Annotated in this window: 19 protein-coding genes; 9 read left to right on the forward strand and 10 right to left on the reverse strand. The window is 61.1% G+C overall.

Annotated elements, in window-relative coordinates; genetic code table 11:
- Positions 1–32: 32 nt before the first annotated feature.
- From ASF70_RS11725 to rpsF, 5 genes are all read right to left on the reverse strand, one after another.
- Positions 33–1,535: a replicative DNA helicase gene (locus ASF70_RS11725; RefSeq protein WP_062579847.1), complete on the reverse strand. Its 1,503-nt coding sequence runs from the start codon at positions 1,533–1,535 to the stop codon at positions 33–35.
- 265 nt (positions 1,536–1,800) lie between these two features.
- The gene (gene rplI / locus ASF70_RS11730) at positions 1,801–2,379 is read right to left on the reverse strand and encodes a 50S ribosomal protein L9 (protein WP_062579849.1); all 579 of its coding nucleotides are present in this window, start codon (positions 2,377–2,379) and stop codon (positions 1,801–1,803) included.
- Between the two features lie 20 nt (positions 2,380–2,399).
- Entirely contained in the window at positions 2,400–3,377 is a 978-nt protein-coding gene (locus ASF70_RS11735; RefSeq protein ID WP_062579851.1) for a DUF2232 domain-containing protein, read from the reverse strand.
- A 163-nt stretch (positions 3,378–3,540) separates the two neighbouring features.
- Positions 3,541–3,789: a 30S ribosomal protein S18 gene (gene rpsR / locus ASF70_RS11740; RefSeq protein WP_062453345.1), complete on the reverse strand. Its 249-nt coding sequence runs from the start codon at positions 3,787–3,789 to the stop codon at positions 3,541–3,543.
- Positions 3,790–3,812: 23 nt separating this feature from the next.
- Positions 3,813–4,280: a 30S ribosomal protein S6 gene (rpsF, locus tag ASF70_RS11745; protein WP_062453344.1), complete on the reverse strand. Its 468-nt coding sequence runs from the start codon at positions 4,278–4,280 to the stop codon at positions 3,813–3,815.
- A 361-nt stretch (positions 4,281–4,641) separates the two neighbouring features.
- On the opposite strand from rpsF, the gene ASF70_RS11750 reads away from it, so the two are divergent.
- The gene (locus ASF70_RS11750) at positions 4,642–6,144 is read left to right on the forward strand and encodes a hypothetical protein (protein ID WP_062579853.1); all 1,503 of its coding nucleotides are present in this window, start codon (positions 4,642–4,644) and stop codon (positions 6,142–6,144) included.
- A gap of 77 nt (positions 6,145–6,221) precedes the next feature.
- Here ASF70_RS11750 and ASF70_RS11755 read toward each other — a convergent pair whose 3' ends face one another.
- Both ASF70_RS11755 and ASF70_RS11760 read right to left on the reverse strand, forming a co-directional pair.
- A complete protein-coding gene (locus tag ASF70_RS11755) occupies positions 6,222–6,476 on the reverse strand; it encodes a hypothetical protein (protein ID WP_062579855.1) in 255 nt (84 codons plus the stop codon).
- 85 nt (positions 6,477–6,561) lie between these two features.
- Complete coding sequence (locus ASF70_RS11760; protein ID WP_062579857.1) at positions 6,562–7,605, reverse strand: aldo/keto reductase; 1,044 nt, start codon at positions 7,603–7,605, stop codon at positions 6,562–6,564.
- A gap of 212 nt (positions 7,606–7,817) precedes the next feature.
- On the opposite strand from ASF70_RS11760, the gene ASF70_RS11765 reads away from it, so the two are divergent.
- The 8 genes from ASF70_RS11765 (at position 7,818) to gmk (ending at position 15,858) form a co-directional block, all read left to right on the forward strand.
- Positions 7,818–9,119: an Nramp family divalent metal transporter gene (locus ASF70_RS11765; RefSeq protein ID WP_062579859.1), complete on the forward strand. Its 1,302-nt coding sequence runs from the start codon at positions 7,818–7,820 to the stop codon at positions 9,117–9,119.
- A 108-nt stretch (positions 9,120–9,227) separates the two neighbouring features.
- The gene (gene fabD / locus ASF70_RS11770) at positions 9,228–10,187 is read left to right on the forward strand and encodes an ACP S-malonyltransferase (protein ID WP_062579862.1); all 960 of its coding nucleotides are present in this window, start codon (positions 9,228–9,230) and stop codon (positions 10,185–10,187) included.
- A gap of 16 nt (positions 10,188–10,203) precedes the next feature.
- Positions 10,204–10,941, forward strand: coding sequence for a 3-oxoacyl-[acyl-carrier-protein] reductase (fabG, locus tag ASF70_RS11775; protein ID WP_062453338.1), 738 nt, complete (start codon positions 10,204–10,206; stop codon positions 10,939–10,941).
- A gap of 283 nt (positions 10,942–11,224) precedes the next feature.
- Positions 11,225–11,461: an acyl carrier protein gene (locus ASF70_RS11780; protein ID WP_006727438.1), complete on the forward strand. Its 237-nt coding sequence runs from the start codon at positions 11,225–11,227 to the stop codon at positions 11,459–11,461.
- A 118-nt stretch (positions 11,462–11,579) separates the two neighbouring features.
- Positions 11,580–12,842, forward strand: coding sequence for a beta-ketoacyl-ACP synthase II (fabF, locus tag ASF70_RS11785; protein WP_062453337.1), 1,263 nt, complete (start codon positions 11,580–11,582; stop codon positions 12,840–12,842).
- A 135-nt stretch (positions 12,843–12,977) separates the two neighbouring features.
- Positions 12,978–14,216, forward strand: coding sequence for an endolytic transglycosylase MltG (gene mltG, locus ASF70_RS11790; RefSeq protein ID WP_082471870.1), 1,239 nt, complete (start codon positions 12,978–12,980; stop codon positions 14,214–14,216).
- Positions 14,217–14,252: 36 nt separating this feature from the next.
- Positions 14,253–15,161: a YicC/YloC family endoribonuclease gene (locus tag ASF70_RS11795; protein WP_062579865.1), complete on the forward strand. Its 909-nt coding sequence runs from the start codon at positions 14,253–14,255 to the stop codon at positions 15,159–15,161.
- A gap of 7 nt (positions 15,162–15,168) precedes the next feature.
- Positions 15,169–15,858, forward strand: a complete 690-nt coding sequence (gene gmk / locus ASF70_RS11800) for a guanylate kinase (protein ID WP_062579867.1) — start codon at positions 15,169–15,171, stop codon at positions 15,856–15,858.
- A gap of 79 nt (positions 15,859–15,937) precedes the next feature.
- On the opposite strand, the gene rsmA is transcribed toward gmk, so the two are convergent.
- Genes rsmA through ASF70_RS11815 form a run of 3 tightly spaced genes read right to left on the reverse strand, consistent with a single transcriptional unit; the run spans position 15,938 to position 18,796 of the window.
- Positions 15,938–16,783 (reverse strand): 16S rRNA (adenine(1518)-N(6)/adenine(1519)-N(6))-dimethyltransferase RsmA, encoded by an 846-nt coding sequence (gene rsmA, locus ASF70_RS11805; protein ID WP_062579869.1) that lies wholly within the window; start codon positions 16,781–16,783, stop codon positions 15,938–15,940.
- Positions 16,783–17,814 (reverse strand): 4-hydroxythreonine-4-phosphate dehydrogenase PdxA, encoded by a 1,032-nt coding sequence (gene pdxA / locus ASF70_RS11810; RefSeq protein ID WP_062579871.1) that lies wholly within the window; start codon positions 17,812–17,814, stop codon positions 16,783–16,785. The genes rsmA and pdxA overlap by 1 nt, the downstream gene beginning before the upstream one ends.
- A 28-nt stretch (positions 17,815–17,842) precedes the next feature.
- Positions 17,843–18,796: a peptidylprolyl isomerase gene (locus ASF70_RS11815; protein ID WP_062580243.1), complete on the reverse strand. Its 954-nt coding sequence runs from the start codon at positions 18,794–18,796 to the stop codon at positions 17,843–17,845.
- Positions 18,797–18,889: the final 93 nt, after the last annotated feature.

The following is an 18,889-nucleotide window of genomic DNA, read 5'->3' on the forward strand; positions in this document are numbered from 1 at the left end:
TTATCACAGAGGCTTGTGCCGCACTGAGCTCATCAATGCTCTTCGTATTGCGTGAAGCTTGGTTCGGCGAGATCCGCAAACCGCGTGAATTCTGCTTGGAAGGCGAGCTTGACGGTGCCGGTTGGTCCGTGGCGCTGCTTGGCGATGATGACGTCGGCCGTCCCCTTTACCTTGTCCATCAGCTGTTCCCATTCCGGATACTTCGGATCGGCCATATCGCGCGGCTCTGAGTTCTTCACGTAATATTCCTCGCGGAACACGAACAGAACCACGTCGGCGTCCTGCTCGATCGAACCCGATTCGCGAAGGTCGGAAAGCTGCGGACGCTTGTCCTCGCGGCTTTCCACCTGACGCGAAAGCTGAGAGAGCGCGATGATCGGAACGTTGAGTTCCTTGCCGAGCGCCTTGAGGCCCGTGGTGATCTGGGTGATTTCCTGCACGCGGTTCTCGCCGGATTTGCCTGACCCCGTCATCAGCTGGATATAGTCGACCACGAGGCAGTCGAGGCCACGTTGGCGCTTGAGGCGGCGGGCGCGGGCAGAGAGCTGGGCGATCGAGATACCACCGGTCTGGTCGATGAACAGCGGCACTTTCTGCATCATCTGTGAGCAGGCGACGAGCTTTTCGAAATCGGCCTCGGTGATATCGCCGCGGCGAATTTTTGACGAGGACACTTCGGTCTGTTCGGAGATGATACGGGTCGCCAGCTGCTCGGACGACATTTCGAGCGAATAGAAACCGACGACGCCGCCATTCTTGGCTTTCATCGATCCGTCCGGCTGGACCTCCGGCTCGTACGATGCGGCGATATTGTAGGCGATGTTGGTGGCAAGAGAGGTCTTGCCCATGCCGGGACGACCGGCAAGCACGATCAAGTCGGACCGCTGCAACCCGCCCATCTTGCCGTCCAGCGACATGATGCCGGTGGAAATGCCGGACAGATGGCCGTCGCGCTCGAAGGCCTGGCCGGCCATGTCGATCGCCAGCGCCACCGCGTCGTTGAACGACTGGAAGCCACCGTCGTAGCGGCCGTTTTCGGCAAGCTCGAACAGGCGACGCTCGGTATCTTCGATCTGGCTCTGCGGCGGCATGTCGAGCGGCGCGTCATAGGCGATGTTGACGACGTCCTCGCCGATGGTGATTAGCGCCCGGCGCAGCGCCAGATCGTAGATCGCCCGGCCGTAGTCCTCGGCATTGATGATTGACACGGCTTCGGCAGCGAGACGGGCGAGATACTGCGCCACCGTCATGTCGCCGACCTTCTCGTCCGCGGGCACGAAATTCTTGATGGTGACCGGGTTGGCGGTCTTGCCCATGCGGATGATGTCGCCCGCCACTTCGAAGATCTTGCGGTGCAGCGGCTCGTAGAGATGGGTGGGCTTCAGAAAGTCCGAAACGCGGTAATAGGCGTCGTTGTTGACGAGGATCGCACCCAGCAGCGCCTGCTCGGCTTCGATGTTGTTGGGAGCCTCACGGTAGTGCGGCGCTGCATCCTTGTTGCTCAGCGATGCGATGTTGCGCGCGACTTCGTTCATGATCTCTGTCCGTCCTGTCCGTCGAAGTTGCCGGTTCTACTGGTAAATGCGCCGTGCTGAAACCGGCCTTTTGCCCCAGCGGCTTTTCCACAGCTATCCACAGCGCCATTTTGCCGGTGCCAGAAAGAACGCAGTGAAACGATGAATCCGGTTGACTGTGTTTCGCTGCGACTCAGTCATTGGTCGCATCAGTATAGCCCAAGAAGACAAAAAACGCCCGGGCTGATGACCCGGGCGTTTCTCGAACTGGTTAGACGATGACGGCTTATTCGTCGTCTTCAGCGTTGCCGTCTGCGTCCGGATCGAAGAAGTCTTCCGGACGAAGCGCGTCTTCGTCGACGCCGTAGATGGCGTCAGCCGAGGTGAGGCTTTCGCCCTTGGCCTGGCGCTCGGCTTCTTCAGCGGAACGGGCAACGTTGACGGCGATTTCGGTTTCGACTTCCGAATGCAGGTGCAGAACGACCTTGTGCAGGCCGATTGCCTTGATCGGGGTGTTGAGATCGACCTGGTTGCGGCCGACGTTGAAGCCTTCGGCAGCCAGTGCCTCGAGGATGTCGCGGGCAGCGACCGAACCGTAGAGCTGGCCGGTTTCGCCAGCCGAGCGGACGATCACGAAGGTCTTGCCGTCAAGCGCGTCGGCAACGGTCTGGGCTTCGCCCTTGCGCTCCAGGTTACGGGCTTCAAGCGTTGCACGCTCGGATTCGAAGCGCTTCTTGTTGGCTTCGTTGGCGCGCAGCGCCTTGCCCTGCGGCAAAAGGAAGTTACGGGCAAAGCCGTCCTTGACCTTTACCGTTTCGCCCATCTGGCCAAGCTTGGCCACGCGTTCAAGCAGAATGACTTGCATGTTGTGGTTCCTTTCAAGTTTCAATTCGTAGGTGGTTCGTCACTGCCGTCTGCAGGTTTTGCAGGCGTCAGGGCAATGGTGCGGCGTGTGTCGGAAAGACCCAGCACGACAATGGCGATCGCCGGCAGGATAAGCATCGACGACAGGTAGCAGAGGACGAGAACCGGCAGGCGCCAGTCCTTGTCGCGTGTCCGAAAGTGAAGCGAGGCATAGCCCGCCATGAGAAAGCCGGCGCCGAACGTGCCGCAGACGACCGCGCCGATCATCGCCGGAGCGCCGCCGAAGAAAGTCATCACGGTGCCGGCGAGGAAGATGAAGATGGCATTGCGGTTCATGCGCAGCGCCGACGGCATGTCCTCGCGCGGGCGAACCGCACGGCCCGACCGCGAGACGACGCGCACGGCGATGTAGAAGGCCGCAAACAAAAGCGTTACCCAGATGCCGCCCTGGAACATCGGCAGCATCAGCACCAGCAGCGACTTGGTCTGGGAAAGGCTCGCGACATCGGGGGCGAGCGTCGGCTCTTGCGCCTGAAGCGCTGTCGTCATCGCATCGACCATCTGGTCGATCAGTTCCGGGCCATAGCCGATCGCAAAGCCGAGCGCGATCACGGCAATCGTGACGAGGCCGCAGAGATGCAGCAGAATGTCGGAAATCGGGTACCAGGCCATCAGATTGTCCGGGCCGCCGAGTTCGGAGGCGGGACGGGCAAGATTGGCAAGATGCGACAACCAGCCGGCGGGGATCAGCGTGAACACTGCCATGGCAAGCGCAAACATCGGCGACACGAGAAGTGCACCAAGTACGCCTGCGGTGACGACACCGACGATGGCGGCGCGATTGCCCCAGCCAAGGCCGGCAATCAGGATGGGAAGAGCGGAAGCGGCATAGAGAATGGAGGCAAACGACGACTGTGCGCTCGCACCCATGACAAGCACGGTGGCGATAACACCGGCAAGGATACCGGTCGGCAGCACTGTCTGGAACTTGTTCGTCACTTTGTCTCGCTGTCCTGCCACATCAAGCAGTTAGGGGATAGGCCGGGACGGATGTCGCAATGGCCTTGATCCCCAACATGGGGTTTTGGTTTTGCCGATCCGCGCCCAACGCGGAAGGGAAGATGGACCCGCCGGCGCTAAAGCCGGCAGGTCCGATATCAGATTACGAAAGAACGTAAGGCAGCAGGCCGAGGAAGCGAGCGCGCTTGATGGCCTGGGCCAGTTCGCGCTGCTTCTTCTGGGAAACGGCCGTGATACGCGAAGGTACGATCTTGCCGCGCTCGGAAATGTAGCGCTGCAGAAGACGAACGTCCTTGTAGTCGATCCGCGGTGCATTCGCGCCCGAGAACGGGCAGGTCTTGCGACGGCGGTGGAACGGACGGCGTGCCGCGGAGGAGGATGAGTCAGCCATTGGTGTTTTCTCCTTCGAACCGATTAAGCGTCACGTGGCGGGCGCGGTGCGCGCTCGAAACCACCTTCACGCGGGGGACGATCGCCGAAATCGCGGCGCGGGCCACGATCGCCGAAGTCGCGGCGAGGACCACGGTCGTCGCCATCACGGCGCGGACGGTCGTCACGATCGCGCTTCTGCATCATTGCAGACGCACCTTCTTCGTGCTTCTCGACGGCAAGCGTCATGTAGCGAAGAACGTCTTCGTTGATGCGCATCTGGCGTTCCATCTCGTGCACGGCAGCTGCCGGTGCGTCGATGTCCATAAGGGCGTAATGCGCCTTGCGGTTCTTCTTGATGCGGTATGTGAGGGACTTGAGGCCCCAGTTTTCTACGCGCCCGACTTTGCCGCCATTTGCTTCGAGGACACCCTTGTACTGTTCTACGAGGGCATCAACCTGCTGTGCGGACATATCCTGTCGAGCAAGGAATACGTGTTCATAAAGAGCCATGTAAGCTTTGCCTTTCTTGCGGTTGTTTTGTCACCCGGGTTCGGCGGCTAAGCCTCAACGACTGCTCTTGGAATGGGACAAGCCCAGGCAAGAAAAGCTGTTGTATCGAGACGGTCGAGAGCGGAGACACGGGAGGCCGGAACGCTTTTCGTTCCTACGGCCGCTCACGCGACCTACCCTCCGTTCAGCCACCAGCCAGAAGACCGGGTGTTTCGAACAAGGCGGCTTATACGGATTTTTGGGGATAAGGCAAGAGGGAGGGGCGCAGCGCTCGCAAAAATAGTTGAATGGACTTCATAGCACCTTGGGTTGTAATTTGGGTTCGGGTCAATTCGACCCTTTGCCAAGAGGAGCAGGAGGCATGGCTAAGCTCGATACTATTTTGAATACTACCATCACCTGGAAAAATTGGACGTCGGATGCGGATCTTCTTTCGCTTTTGTCGGACCTGCAGGCCAATATCCTGAAGGGGCACGGCAGAGACCATACCAAGAATGTCTTTCTTAGTTTCGCTGGCATGAAGTCTGATGCGGTCGCCGGCCTGCTGCGGGATCTTTCGTTCGTGACGACATCCGCGCTGACGCAACTGCGCGAGGCAGAAGCATTCAAGGCAACGAAACTCGGCGGCGGAACGGTCGTCAGCGTCTTCCTCAGCGCAAAAGGGTATGCAGCCCTTAGTTTGCCGGATGCCAACATTCCCGCCGATGCCTCATTCAGGGCCGGGATGCGGAACCGCGGACGGCTCAATCCGATGCCGCTTCCGTTTGCCGGTCCTCCAATCAATGATCCGGAAAAGGAGCACTGGGAAAAGGGTGAGGCTTGGGACAGCGCCAAGGACGACCCCGACGCCATGGTTCTGATTGCAGACGAACAGGCCTCACTTGTGGGCAATTCCTACAGCGCGTTGCAGAAGGTTTTCGCAAAGCACGGCGCAACGGTTCTGGGTTCGGACATCGGCCTGGCGCAGAGGCGCAAGCAGGCGGGCGGCGATGTTCGAGGCGAAGGCATCGAGCATTTCGGCTATGTCGATGGCATCAGCCAGCCATTGTTTCTGACCGAAGACTTCCTCGACAACAATGGAATGCCCAAACCTCGTGGCAAATGGGACGAGGAGTTCAAGGCCTCCCAGTTTGTCGTATCGGATCCGGGCAATCCCACGACATTTTCATGCGGCAGCTATTTCGTCTACCGCAAGCTCGAGCAGAACGTGAAGCTGTCCAAGCAGAGGGAACGTCTGCTTGCGCAGTCGGTGGATCCACAGAACCCCGATGAGGACCGCGCGGGTGCGATGGTTGTCGGTCGCTTCGAGGACGGAACACCGGCACTGCAGAGCGGTCCAGTGGCGGGCGCGCCAACCAATGACTTCGACTACACACTCGACCCGGTCGGGCTGAAATGTCCGGTTCGAGCGCATGTCAGGAAGACCAATCCGCGCACGCCGGGCGACAAGTCCGAGCGCTCGCATATCATGGCGCGCCGGGGGATTACCTACGGACCGCGCAAGCCGGACTTCTCGGATGAACCGGAGACAGGCGTCGGTCTGATCTTCATGGCCTATATGGCCGACGTCAATCAGCAGTTCGAGTTCACCCAGAGTGCCTGGGCGAACAATACGTCGTTTCCATTCCAGCCGGCGGTTCCGGCGAAGAAAGGTGTCGACTTCATCATCAGCCAGGTCGCAAACAGTGGCGATCCGTCCGAAAAGGAATGGATCGATGGCCATAGTCAGCCACAAAAGGTCGGCGTGATGGATTTCGTGCAGACGGTGACCTTGATGGGCGGCGAGTACTTCTTCGCTCCATCGATCAGCTTCCTTCAGTCGGCACCATCCTTGATCGCAAACCCGCCGGCTGAGTTGTCGTGAAATAGCCGAGCGATTGAGCGGCGACAGAGATATATCCGGCGGCCGGGACTTATCGTTCCGGCCACCTTTATGCTGACCTACCGCGCCGCCCGGCTTTTCCGGTATCTGACCACGGCAATCACGATGAGGAGGGCGGCGAGCGGAAATCCAGCCTCCGCCACGAAGGTCCGGTCCGCCCTGACCTGGTCGCGCATGGCGATCCAGGCGATCGAGCTGACGATGCAGTTCTCGTTCGTGTCGGATATCTCGGTAATCGGCAGCTGACCGCATTGCGCGGCTGCGACCAGATAGGCCTCGTGGAACGGGCTTCCGGGCCTTGGAATGTCGATCATGGCTTGTCCTCCGCCGGAAGAAATAGCGCAAGTTTGCGGATGACGACAGCGTGTTTCAGCCGGTCATCCGCAATCTGTCGCGACCTCAGATCGGCATCGGATAGTCGCGATAGACCGCGGCAATCTGTCTCAGAACCTCATCCGACAGCGTCACGTCGGCAGCGGCGATGTTGGTTGTCAACTGGTCCATCGTCGTTGCACCGATGATGACGGAGGCCATGAAGGGGCGCGTCAGGCAGAAGGCGAGCGCCATCTGCGACGGGTCGAGGCCGTGCTTCTTGGCGATGTCGAGATAGGCCTTGACCGCCGGCTCCTGTCGCGGCTGAAGGCGACCGCCGAGATCCTGGTTGATCGAGCCGCGCGAGCCTTCAGGTCGTGCACCGCCCTGATACTTGCCGGAAAGCAGCCCGGCTGCGAGCGGCGAATAGGCGAGCAGGCCGACATCCTCGTGATGGGACATTTCTGCAAGATCCAGATCGAACTGGCGGTAGAGAAGATTGTATTCGTTCTGCAGCGTCGCGACGCGGGGCAGACCCTTCTCCTCTGCCACATCGAGATAGCGCATCGTGCCCCAGGTGTTTTCGTTGGAAAGCCCGATCGCGCGGATCTTGCCCTCCTTCACCAGTTCGCCGAGCGTTTCGAGTTTTTCCAGAAAACTCGTGCGTGCCTGTTCGCGATCCTGTTTCGACGCATCGAACTTCCAGGAATTGCGGAAGTGGAACGTGCCGCGGTTCGGCCAGTGGATCTGGTAGAGGTCGAGGTAATCCGTCTTGAGGCGCAAGAGGCTGGCATCGAGTGCTTCCCGAATCGTCTCGCGGGTAATCGGGCGGCCGTCGCGAATGTAGGAGCGACCGCTGCCGGCGATCTTGGAGGCGAGGATCAGGTCCTGTCTCTTGCCGCTCTTTTGCAGCCAGGTGCCGATGATCGTTTCCGTGTCACCGTAGGTTTCGGCACCCGGAGGCGTCGTCGGGTAGAGTTCGGCCGTATCAAAGAAGTTGATGCCGTTGTCGAAGGCATAGTCCATCTGTTCATGGGCTTCGGCCTCGGAATTCTGCGTTCCCCAGGTCATCGTGCCCAGGCAGATCTCCGAAACGGAGAGGTCGGTGCGGCCCAGTTTATTGTATTTCATAAAGATCGATCCCGTCTGAAAAAGTGGCCGGACTTTAGATCGGATTTGACGCAGTGCAAGAGCAGATCGGTGCCGGTTTCGCGCGTCGGTAGCGTAAAATTTATCAAGAGTTTGCTGGACGGGAGAGAATTTTTTCCAACTTGTTCCCGATACGGCAATTTTGCGGCCGGATTTGCATCTGGCGCAGAACAAATTTTTGGAGGGCATTTTGAATGGTCGATAACGCGACGCAGCATAAGACGACACAATACGACGACAAGGGGTTTCCTGACGCCGGCGAACCGCCGAAGACGGGTCGATGGAAACTGATCGGTCCCGGTATCGTGGTTGCCGTTACCGGCGTTGGCGCAGGCGATCTGATCGCCACGCTGATTGCCGGCTCGCGTTTCGGCTATGCGCTACTCTGGGCAGCGGTCATTGGCTGTATCGTCAAGATCGCGCTTGCCGAGGGATCGGCCCGCTATCACCTCGCGACCGGTTCGACCATGCTCGACGGCTGGCGGTCGCTCGGCAAATGGACGAGCTGGTACTTTGGCATCTACATCATGATCTGGGGCTTCGTGTACGGCGCTACCGCCATGAGCGCGACGGCACTGCCGCTGGCGGCTCTCTTCCCGTTCCTGCCGCTCTGGGCCTGGGCCATGATCTCAGGCCTCGTCTGCGCGGCCTTCGTTGCCTTCAACAACTACGAAGTCTTCGAGACCGTGATGAAGATCTTCATCGCCATCATGTTCACCATCGTCGTCGGCATCGCCATCCTCGTCGTGCCTGATGTCGGCAATGCGCTGACCGGTCTGATCCCGACCATTCCCGAGGGTTCGGCCATCTACACGCTCGGCCTGATCGGCGGCGTGGGCGGTACCATCACAATGGCGTCCTACGGCTACTGGGTGAATGCCAAGGGATGGCGCACACCGTCCTGGATGGGCGTCATGCGCCTCGACAATCGCGTCGCCTACATCATGACCGGCATTTTCGTCATCGCCATGCTGATCGTCGGCGCCGAGCTTCTCTACACGGCGCAGATCGCGCTCTCGACCGGTGACCGCGGGCTGCTCGATCTCGACGCGGTGCTCCAGGAGCGGTTCGGTCCGTTTGTCGCAAAGGCCTTCCTGGTCGGTTTCTTTGCCACCACGATCTCCTCCATCCTCGGCGTCTGGCATGGCGTGTCGCTGCTGTTTGCGGATTTCGTCCGCACCGTGCGTGGCGAAACCAGTGGCTCGCGGCAGGGACTGGAAAAGACGCCGGCCTTCAAGTTCTACCTGTTCTGGCTGACGATCCCGCCGATGTCGCTGTTGTGGTTCGGCCGCCCGTTCACGCTCGTCATCATCTATGGCGCGCTCGGAGCCTTCTTCATGCCGTTCCTGGCGGTCACGTTGATCTGGCTGCTGAACTCTGCCCGCGTCCCGAAGGAATGGCGCAATGGCTGGCTGTCGAACGGCCTGCTCGGCGCTGCAGCGCTGCTGTTCGTCGTTCTTTGCGTCAACGAAGTGATCAGCCTGATTTCGGGCTGATAACAGGGGGTAAGCACCGGCCAAAAGCGGGGTAAATGCCCGAAACCCTTGACTTGCAAGGCGGGAATGTGAATGGAAAGGGCAAAAATAGGGAAAGGAAACGACCTTATGAGTAGTCCGGCGAGCAGTATCGCATTCACATTCCCGGGTCAGGGAAGCCAGGCCGTCGGCATGGGCAAGGAACTGGCCGACGCCTTTCCCGAAGCCCGTGCCGTGTTCGATGAAGTCGACGAGGCGCTCGGCCAGAAACTGTCCGAAACAATGTGGAACGGGCCGGAAGAAACGTTGACGCTGACCGCCAACGCGCAGCCGGCCCTCATGGCCGTTTCCATCGCGACTATGCGCGTTCTCGAAGCTCGCGGACTCGTTCTCGCCGACAAGGTCGGTTTCGTCGCCGGCCATTCGCTCGGCGAATATTCGGCTCTTTGTGCGGCCGGCACGTTCTCTCTCGCAGACACAGCACGGCTGTTGCGCATTCGCGGTGACGCGATGCAGTCCGCCGTTCCGGTCGGCCAGGGCGCGATGGCTGCGATCATCGGTCTCGATCATGCCGATGTCGAAGCGATCTGTGTGGAGGCGAAGTCGGAAGGCGTGTGTCAGATCGCCAACGACAATGGCGGCGGCCAGCTGGTGATTTCCGGCTCGAAGGCTGCTGTCGAGAAAGCAGCGGCTCTGGCGACCGAAAAAGGCGCCAAGCGCGCGATCATGCTACCGGTCTCTGCGCCCTTCCACAGCGACCTGATGGCGCCGGCGGCCGACGCCATGCGCCATGCGCTGGACACCGTCCAGAAAAACGATCCGGTCGTGCCTGTCATCGCCAATGTGCGCGCAACGCCGGTCAGCGACGCGAACGAGATCGCGACGTTGCTGGTGGCGCAGGTGACCGGACAGGTGCGCTGGCGCGAAACCGTCGAGTGGTTCGGCGCCAATGGCGTGACGACGCTCTACGAAATTGGTTCCGGCAAGGTGCTGACGGGTCTTGCCCGCCGCATCGACAAGAATATCTCTGGCATAGCCCTCAACACCCCGGCCGATATCGACGCGGCGCTGGCTGCCATCCTCGGCTGAAGAGAAGGAATTCAACATGTTTGACCTGACCGGCCGCAAGGCCCTCGTCACCGGTGCCACCGGCGGCCTCGGCGAAGAAATCGCCCGCATGCTGCATGCGCAGGGCGCAACCGTCGGCCTGCACGGCACCCGCGTCGAGAAACTCGAAGCACTCGCTGCCGAACTCGGCGATCGCGTCCACATCTTTCCGGCCAATCTCTCCGACCGCGCCGCGGTCAAGGCGCTCGGTGAAAAGGCGGAAGCCGAACTCGGCGGCGTTGACATTCTCGTCAACAATGCGGGCATCACCAAGGACGGCTTGTTCGTGCGCATGAGCGACGAGGACTGGGACGCAGTCCTTGAAGTCAACCTGACCTCCGTGTTCCGCCTGACCCGCGAGCTGACCCATCCGATGATGCGCCGTCGCTTCGGCCGCATCATCAACATCACCTCGATCGTCGGCGTCACCGGCAATCCGGGCCAGGCCAACTATTGCGCCTCCAAGGCCGGCATGATCGGCTTCTCGAAGTCGCTGGCGCAGGAAATCGCCACGCGCAACGTGACGGTCAACTGCGTCGCGCCAGGCTTTATCGAGAGCGCCATGACCGGCAAGCTCAACGACAAGCAGAAAGACGCCATCATGGGTGCCATTCCGATGAAGCGGATGGGCGCCGGATCCGACATTGCCGCCGCTGTTCTTTACCTCGCTTCGAATGAAGCGGGATATGTGACTGGACAGACCTTGCATATCAATGGCGGTATGGCGATGATCTGATCGGGGGCACGGGCGCAGCAAATCCGAGTAAAATCGGCTGTTGGCGGCTGTGCGGCGGAACAGATTCTGGCTTTGCGTAGCACGGAAACCGTGTTAAGCGGGCCTTGACTACACGAAGTCACCCCGAAATTCAGGGCGTCATAATGCGTGAGCATGTGACTGGAACCTGAAGAGGGGCGAAGGGGTTTGCCCGCATCGGCACCATGAAGTGCCGGCGGCAGGTATTAACAGGATACGGATGCCATTCAGGCATTCGAGAAGACAAAAGGTCGAGGAAACCGACATGAGCGATATCGCAGAACGCGTTAAGAAAATTGTTGTTGATCATCTCGGCGTCGACGCCGAAAAGGTTGTCGAAGGCGCTAGCTTCATCGACGACCTCGGCGCGGACTCGCTCGATACGGTCGAACTGGTCATGGCGTTCGAAGAAGAATTCGGCGTAGAAATTCCGGACGATGCAGCTGACTCGATCCTGACGGTCGGCGACGCTGTAAAGTTCATCGAAAAGGCTCAGGCCTGATCGAACCATATTCGGGACGCGCGCCTCGTTGCGAGGCCGCGATCTCTCATGACGGCCCGCTTGTTCGGGCCGTTTCAGCAACTAACTGACAATACTACTACAGGGTGGGGCACTGGCGATGAGGCGTGTCGTTATCACCGGTACCGGCATGGTATCTCCTCTGGGATGCGGAACGGAAGTCAGCTGGCAACGTCTGCTGGCCGGCGACAACGCCGCCCGGGTCGTGACCGAATTTGAAGTCGAAGATCTTCCGGCCAAAATCGCCTGCCGCATTCCGGTCGGCGACGGTTCCAACGGCACATTCAATGCCGACAACTGGATGGAGCCGAAAGAACAGCGCAAGATCGATCCATTTATTCTTTATGGTGTTGCCGCCGCCGACATGGCGCTGGCCGACGCCGGCTGGCACCCGCAGACCGACCAGGACCAGATCGAGACCGGCGTCCTGATCGGCTCCGGCATCGGTGGTCTCGAGGGTATCGTCGAGGCTGGCTACACTTTGCGAGACAAAGGCCCGCGCCGCATCTCGCCGTTCTTCATTCCCGGCCGCCTGATCAACCTTGTCTCCGGACAGGTCTCGATCAAGCACAAGCTGCGCGGCCCGAACCATTCGGTCGTCACCGCCTGTTCCACCGGCGCACACGCGATTGGCGATGCCGCCCGGCTGATCATGCTGGGCGACGCGGAGGTCATGGTGGCCGGTGGTGCCGAATCACCCATCTGCCGGATCGCGCTGGCGGGCTTTGCTGCCTGCAAGGCGCTGTCGACCCTTCGCAACGACGACCCGCAAAGCGCCTCGCGCCCCTACGACCGCGACCGTGACGGTTTCGTGATGGGCGAGGGCGCCGGAATCGTCGTGCTGGAAGAGCTCGAACACGCCAAGGCGCGCGGTGCCAAGATTTACGCCGAAGTCGTCGGTTACGGCATGTCCGGCGATGCCTTCCACATCACGGCTCCTTCCGAAGACGGCGATGGTGCTTTCCGTTGCATGACGTCGGCCCTGAAGCGCGCTGGTCTTGGCGCATCCGACATCGACTACATCAACGCGCATGGCACATCGACCATGGCCGACACGATCGAACTCGGTGCTGTCGAACGCCTGGTTGGCGATGCGGCCTCCAAGGTCTCCATGTCGTCGACCAAGTCGGCAATCGGTCACCTTCTCGGTGCAGCCGGCGCTGTCGAAGCCATCTTCTCCGCACTGGCGATCCGTGACAATATCGCGCCGCCGACGCTGAACCTCGACAACCCTGATGTCGACACTGTGATCGATCTTGTTCCGCATACCGCGCGCAAGCGCGAAATCAACGTGGCGCTGTCGAACTCCTTTGGTTTCGGCGGTACCAACGCGTCTCTGGTGCTCAAGCGCTACGAAGCCTGACGCACATTCGGCCTTCGCTTCTCGGCTGGACTTCGACAGTCCGGCCGATATCATTTTCCGAACCTGCTTTTTGCCGTATTGCTTGGCCAAACAGCCGGTTGAAAGTCCAGAGTCGAGGGGAAACGGTTGAGCGACATGAATTCATCGAATGATCAGCCGGGTTATGGCAGTGGAAACGGCCATGGCGGCAATGGCAACGGTACGACCCGTGGTCCGATCATTCCGAAATCGCCGAACGAGGCCCTGAAGCCCGAACGGGTGCCGGAACCGCCGCGTCGCTCCAAGAAGGCGCGCAGCCAGCTGGTGATCTTCCTGAACTTCGTCATGACCATGGTCGTGCTCGTCTGCATCGTGGTGATCGGCGGCCTGTATTACATGATCCGGACGTTTCAGGATCCGGGCCCGCTGGAAACGAACGCCCACTTCATGGTCCGTCCCGGCAACGGCCTGGCGGAGATTGCCAACAATCTCGAGCGCAACGGCGTCGTGTCCGACGCGCGCGTGTTCCGCTACGTGACCGCGACCTATCTGCGCGGCGGCGAGACGCTGAAGGCCGGCGAATACGACATCAAGGCGAAGGCTTCGATGAAGGACGTGATGGAGACGCTGATCTCCGGCAAGTCCATCCTCTATTCCGTCGTCTTCCCGGAAGGCCTGACCGTGCGCCAGATGATGCTGCGTCTCAACGAGGATGCGGTGCTGGAAGGCGACTTGCCGGCGGAGCTTCCCGCCGAAGGCAGCCTGCGGCCCGATACCTACAAGTTCTCGCGCGGCACCAAGAGGTCGGAAATCCTCTCGCAGATGCATGCCGCTCAGCAGAAGACGATCGACCAGATCTGGGAAAAGCGCGACCCCGACCTGCCGGTCAAGACCAAGGCAGAGTTCGTGGTGCTGGCCTCGATCGTCGAGAAGGAAACCGGCAAGGACGACGAGCGCGCCCATGTCGCCTCGGTCTTCATCAACCGGCTGAACAAGGGCATGCGACTGCAGTCTGACCCGACCATTGTCTACGGCATCTTCGGCGGTGAGGGCAAACCGTCCGATCGGCCGATCTACAAGTCCGATCTGACCAAGCAGACGCCCTACAATACCTATCAGATCAAGGGCCTGCCGCCGACGCCGATCTCCAACCCCGGCCGCGCCGCACTCGAGGCTGTTGCCAATCCGTGGCGCACCAACGATCTCTATTTCGTGGCAGACGGCACAGGCGGGCACGTGTTTGCAGCCACACTGGAAGAGCACAATGCCAACGTACGTCGCTGGCGCCGGATCGAGGCCGAACGGTCAACCGGCAATGCGGCAGCCCGCGGTGAAGAAGTGGTCGATGGCCAGCCGGATGGCGACGACGCCGAAAAGCCACCGAAAAGCAACTGACGCCTTGCCTCTGGGGAAGGCAGTCCGGAGAAGCGTATGAGCCTGCCGTCTGACCCGAAATCCCTGCAGTCGATGACCGGCTTTGCCCGCAGCGAAGGAACAAGCGGCCGCAATCGCTTTGCCTGGGAACTGCGCTCGGTCAACGGCAAGGGGCTCGACATGCGATTGCGGCTGCCCTCCGGCGTTGATCGTCTTGAGCAGGATGTCCGCAAGCGGATTTCCGAACGATTTTCGCGCGGCAATCTGCAGGTGGCGCTGTCGCTCTCGACCGATGACGCAAAGGTGGAAGCGGTGCTGAACCGCGATGCACTGGCCGCCGTGATGGCGCTCCGTGCTGAACTGGGCGATCTGGTCGATCCGGCACCGCTGCGTCTCGACACGTTGCTTGGCATCCGTGGTCTCGTCGAGATCCGCGAGGCCGAGGATGACGAACAGGCGGTGACGGCGCGCGACGCCGCCATTCTCAACTGTCTCGGCGACGCGCTTTTCAAACTTGAAGAGATGCGCGAGCACGAAGGGTCGGCACTGCGGGACATTCTCACCCGCCATGTGGACCGCATCGCCGAACTGACGACGCTGGTGGAGAAGGACCCGTCCCGCTCGCCGGAAGAGATTGCCAAGAAGCTTTCCACGCAGCTCGCCGCCTTGATGGCGGAGGCGCCGACCCTCGACCGCGACAGGCTTTATGGCGAGGCAGCACTGCTTGCGACCCGCGCCGATCTGCGCGAAGAGATCGACCGGCTGAAGGCCCATGTCGTCGCAGCCCGCGAGCTTCTGCAGACGGGCGGGCCTGCCGGGCGCCGTCTCGACTTCCTTGCACAGGAATTTAACCGGGAATCGAATACGATCTGTTCCAAATCCAACGCCGCTGCTGTAACGGCAGCAGGACTGGAACTGAAAGTCGTGATCGACCAGTTCCGCGAACAGGTTCAGAATCTGGAGTGACACGACCATGAGCCCGGCCCCCTCGACACCGAAAACCTCGTCGCCCTCGAAGATGAAGACGACGATCGCGCGCCGGGGATTGATGCTGGTGCTGTCGTCGCCGTCAGGCGCTGGCAAATCCACCATCGCCGGCAATCTCTTGCGCGGCGACCATAGCCTCGAGATCTCGGTCAGTGTCACCACCCGCGCCAAGCGCCCGAGCGAGATCGCCGACACCCATTACCACTTTATCACCGTGCCGCAGTTCGAGCGCATGCGCGATGCCGACGACCTCCTGGAATGGGCCGAGGTGCATGGCAATTTCTACGGCACGCCGCGCGAGCCGGTCGAAAAGGCGATGGCCGAGGGACGCGACATGCTGTTCGACATCGACTGGCAAGGCGCACTTCAGCTGCAGGAAAAGATGAAGGCGGACGTCGTCTCGATCTTCGTGCTGCCGCCAACCATGACCGAGCTGCAGTCACGCTTGCACCGCCGCGCTGAAGACAGCGAAGAGGTGATCCGCACCCGGCTTGCCAATTCCCGCTCGGAAATCGAGCGCTGGCGCGAATACGACTACGTCATCGTCAACGACGATCTCGACGAAGCCTTCCACAACGTCAGCTGCATCGTCAACGCCGAACGCGTCCGCCGCGACCGCAGGCACGGCCTGTTCGAGTTCGTGAGCAACCTCCTGACGGAAGAGCCAACGCTTTAGGTTTTGGTTGGAAGGGCGCGCGTTCGTCGCGCCCACAAGTCGAGGTGGCCCCATCGCGCCAAGCGATAGGTGACGCCCTTCAGAGCAGATTTGCCAGTCTTACGAACTCTTCCACCGACAGCGTTTCGGCGCGGCGTTGCGGGTCGATGCCGGCTTTGCCAAGCAGGGCTTCGCCACCGACCGGTTTCAGGCTTTGGCGCAGCATCTTGCGACGTTGACCGAAGGCGGCGTGGGTGATGCGTTCCAGCTTGGAGACATCGCAGGGCAGGGGATTGGCGCGCGGGATCAGATGCACGACAGTCGATGTCACCTTGGGCGGTGGTGAAAAGGCCTGAGGCGGCACGTCGAACATCATGTGGGGATCGGTGCGCCAGCCCGCGAGGACACCGAGGCGGCCGTAGTGGTCGTCTTCCTGGTCGGCAACGATGCGCAGACCCACTTCCCTCTGGAACATCAGCGTCAGGCTCTGCCAGAATGGCGGCCAGGTCTTGTCCTCAGGCAGAAGCCAGTTCAGCAGCAGTTGCGTGCCGATATTGTAGGGCAGGTTGGCGATGATCTTGACCGGTCCACCGGAAGCCTTCTCGGCCGCGAGCGCGGCAAAATCGATCTGCAGCGCGTCGCCCTCGATGACCTCAAGCCGTCCCGGATAGTGGTCGGCGATTTCTGCAAGCACAGGAAGCGCGCGGGCGTCGCGCTCGATGGCGATCACCTTCTTGGCGCCGAGCGACAGGATGGCGCGGGTAAGGCCGCCGGGACCCGGCCCAACCTCGAATACGGTCACGTCCTCCAGCGGTCCGGCCGCGCGGGCGATCTTCTGGGTGAGGTTGAGATCGAACAGAAAGTTCTGGCCAAGCGATTTCTTGGCGTCCAGTCCATGACGCTGGACGACGTCACGCAGCGGCGGCAGCCCATCGAGCGTCGCCATCAGATGCGCCCCGCAAGGCTCGGTGTCATTGTTCCGGCCATGGCGCCTGCAAGCCGGATTGCCTCGACCAGGCTCGTCTCGCGGGCGACACCCTTGCCGGCGATGCCGAAGGCGGTGCCGTGGTCGGGAGAGGTCCGGATGAAGGGCAAGCCGAGCGTGACGTTGACGGATGTGTCAAAACCCAGCGCCTTGGCCGGGATCAGCGCCTGATCGTGATACATGCAGATTGCCACGTCGTAACGGCTGCGGGCTTCGTCATGAAACATCGTATCGGCCGGGAGTGGCCCGAAGGCGTTGATGCCCTCTGCGCGCAGCTTGACGATGGCCGGATGGATGATGTCGCGTTCTTCGGTGCCCATCGTGCCGTCTTCGCCCGCATGCGGATTGAGACCGGCAATCGCGATGCGCGGCTGGTCGATGCCGAACCGGACTTTCAGGTCGTGATGGGTCACGCGGCAGGTTTCAAGGATCAGCGTTTCGGTGAGCGCCGCTGGAATGTCCTTGAGCGGAATGTGGATCGTGACGGGGATGGCCCGCAGCTTCGGTCCGGCCAGCAGCATGACGGGGCGCACGGGGGTGCCCGTATGCTTGTGCGCAAGGTCCGCCAGGAATTCCGTATGGCCGGGAAAGCCGAAGCCTGCCTGGTATAGAACGGACTTGGCAATCGGATTGGTGACGACGCCGAGCGTCTTGCCCGCAAACGACAGCGACACGGCGGTCTCGATCGCCTCGATCGTCCCGCGGGCGGTGGCGACATGCGGCTCGCCGGCAGCGACTTCGGCTCCGGCCGGGATCGGCAGAACGGGAAGCGCGTTTTCGAAGATCGAAACGGCGCCGTCCGCGTCGGTTTCACGGATCACAACGTCGAGGCCAAGCAGGGCCGCGCGCGATGCAAGCACCGCCGGGTCGCCGAGGAAGAGAAACGGCGCAATGCCGTGTGTCCGTCTCGCCGTCCATGCGGCGAGCGTGATGTCTGGACCAATGCCGGCAGGATCGCCCTGGGTCAGCGCGAGCGGACGATCAAAAGGCATGCGGTCTCCGTTCAGGCCCTTTTGGGCTTTACGACTTCTGGATGTAATCGATCTGGGCCTTGGCGCGCAGATCGTCCATGTACTTCTTGCTGTTCGGGTCTTCACCGGACTTTTCAGCCTTGCCGAGATCCTCGGCGCGGAACACGGCTTCGGCCGCCACGTCGTCGGAAACCTGACGCTGCTCGCAGATCGCCAGGAACTCGACGCCACGCTCGGTAACGCGCGTGCCGGTCGTGTTGCCGGAGGACTTCTCGATCAGAGGCTTCCAGTCTTCCGGCAAATCCGGCGCAAGCACGCGGCCCAGATCACGGATGGAAACGTCCAGCATCGTGGCTGCAAAGGTTTTAGCTTCGGCGCAGCCGGGGAACCGCGACCGCGACGCGTCGGCTTCCGCCTTGCGCTTGTTGAGGATGGCGTTCCGCTTTGCCGCGGGAACAACGAAGATCACCTGTTTCAGAAAATATTCGGTGGTGACGGGCTTTTGCTTGTTTTCCATCATGCGGGTGACAAGCTGGTCGGTCGACATGCGCTGACGACCGCCGCCGTAACGTGCGTTGACTAGGCGCGGCCAGCTCATCTGCACGGCGATATAGGCCTTGAAATGGTCCGGTGTGACGCCGGCCTGATTGAGCACGCTGCTCAACTGCTCGGGCGTCATCTTGTTGCCCTGCGCGAAGCGGGCAAACGAACGATCGACGTCCTCGGTGCTGACGGACATCTTGACGCGCGAGATTTCCTGGCGCTTCAGCGTTTCGTCGATCAGCTGATCGAGAGCTACCTTGTTGCTCGGCTTCTGACGCTGAAGGCGCATGAAGGCCGAACGGCGAGCAACGTCGGCGGTGGTGATCGCCGACCGGTTGACGACGGCTGCGACGCCGCTCGTCGACTGTGCCATTGCCACGATTGGTGTCATCACCGGCGTGGCGACCGTGGTCGCGGCGAGCACGGAGACTGCCAGCACGATCTTGCGTGTCGCGGTCATTGCAAACATGAAACCAATCCCTTTTTTCCGCCCGGGCACTTGTCGCGCGACTTTGCGCGCTTTCGGCCGCCATACTAGCCGATTGGCGTCCGA

The sequence above is a fragment of the Rhizobium sp. Leaf321 genome, from assembly GCF_001423215.1.
Taxonomy (GTDB): domain Bacteria; phylum Pseudomonadota; class Alphaproteobacteria; order Rhizobiales; family Rhizobiaceae; genus Neorhizobium; species Neorhizobium soli.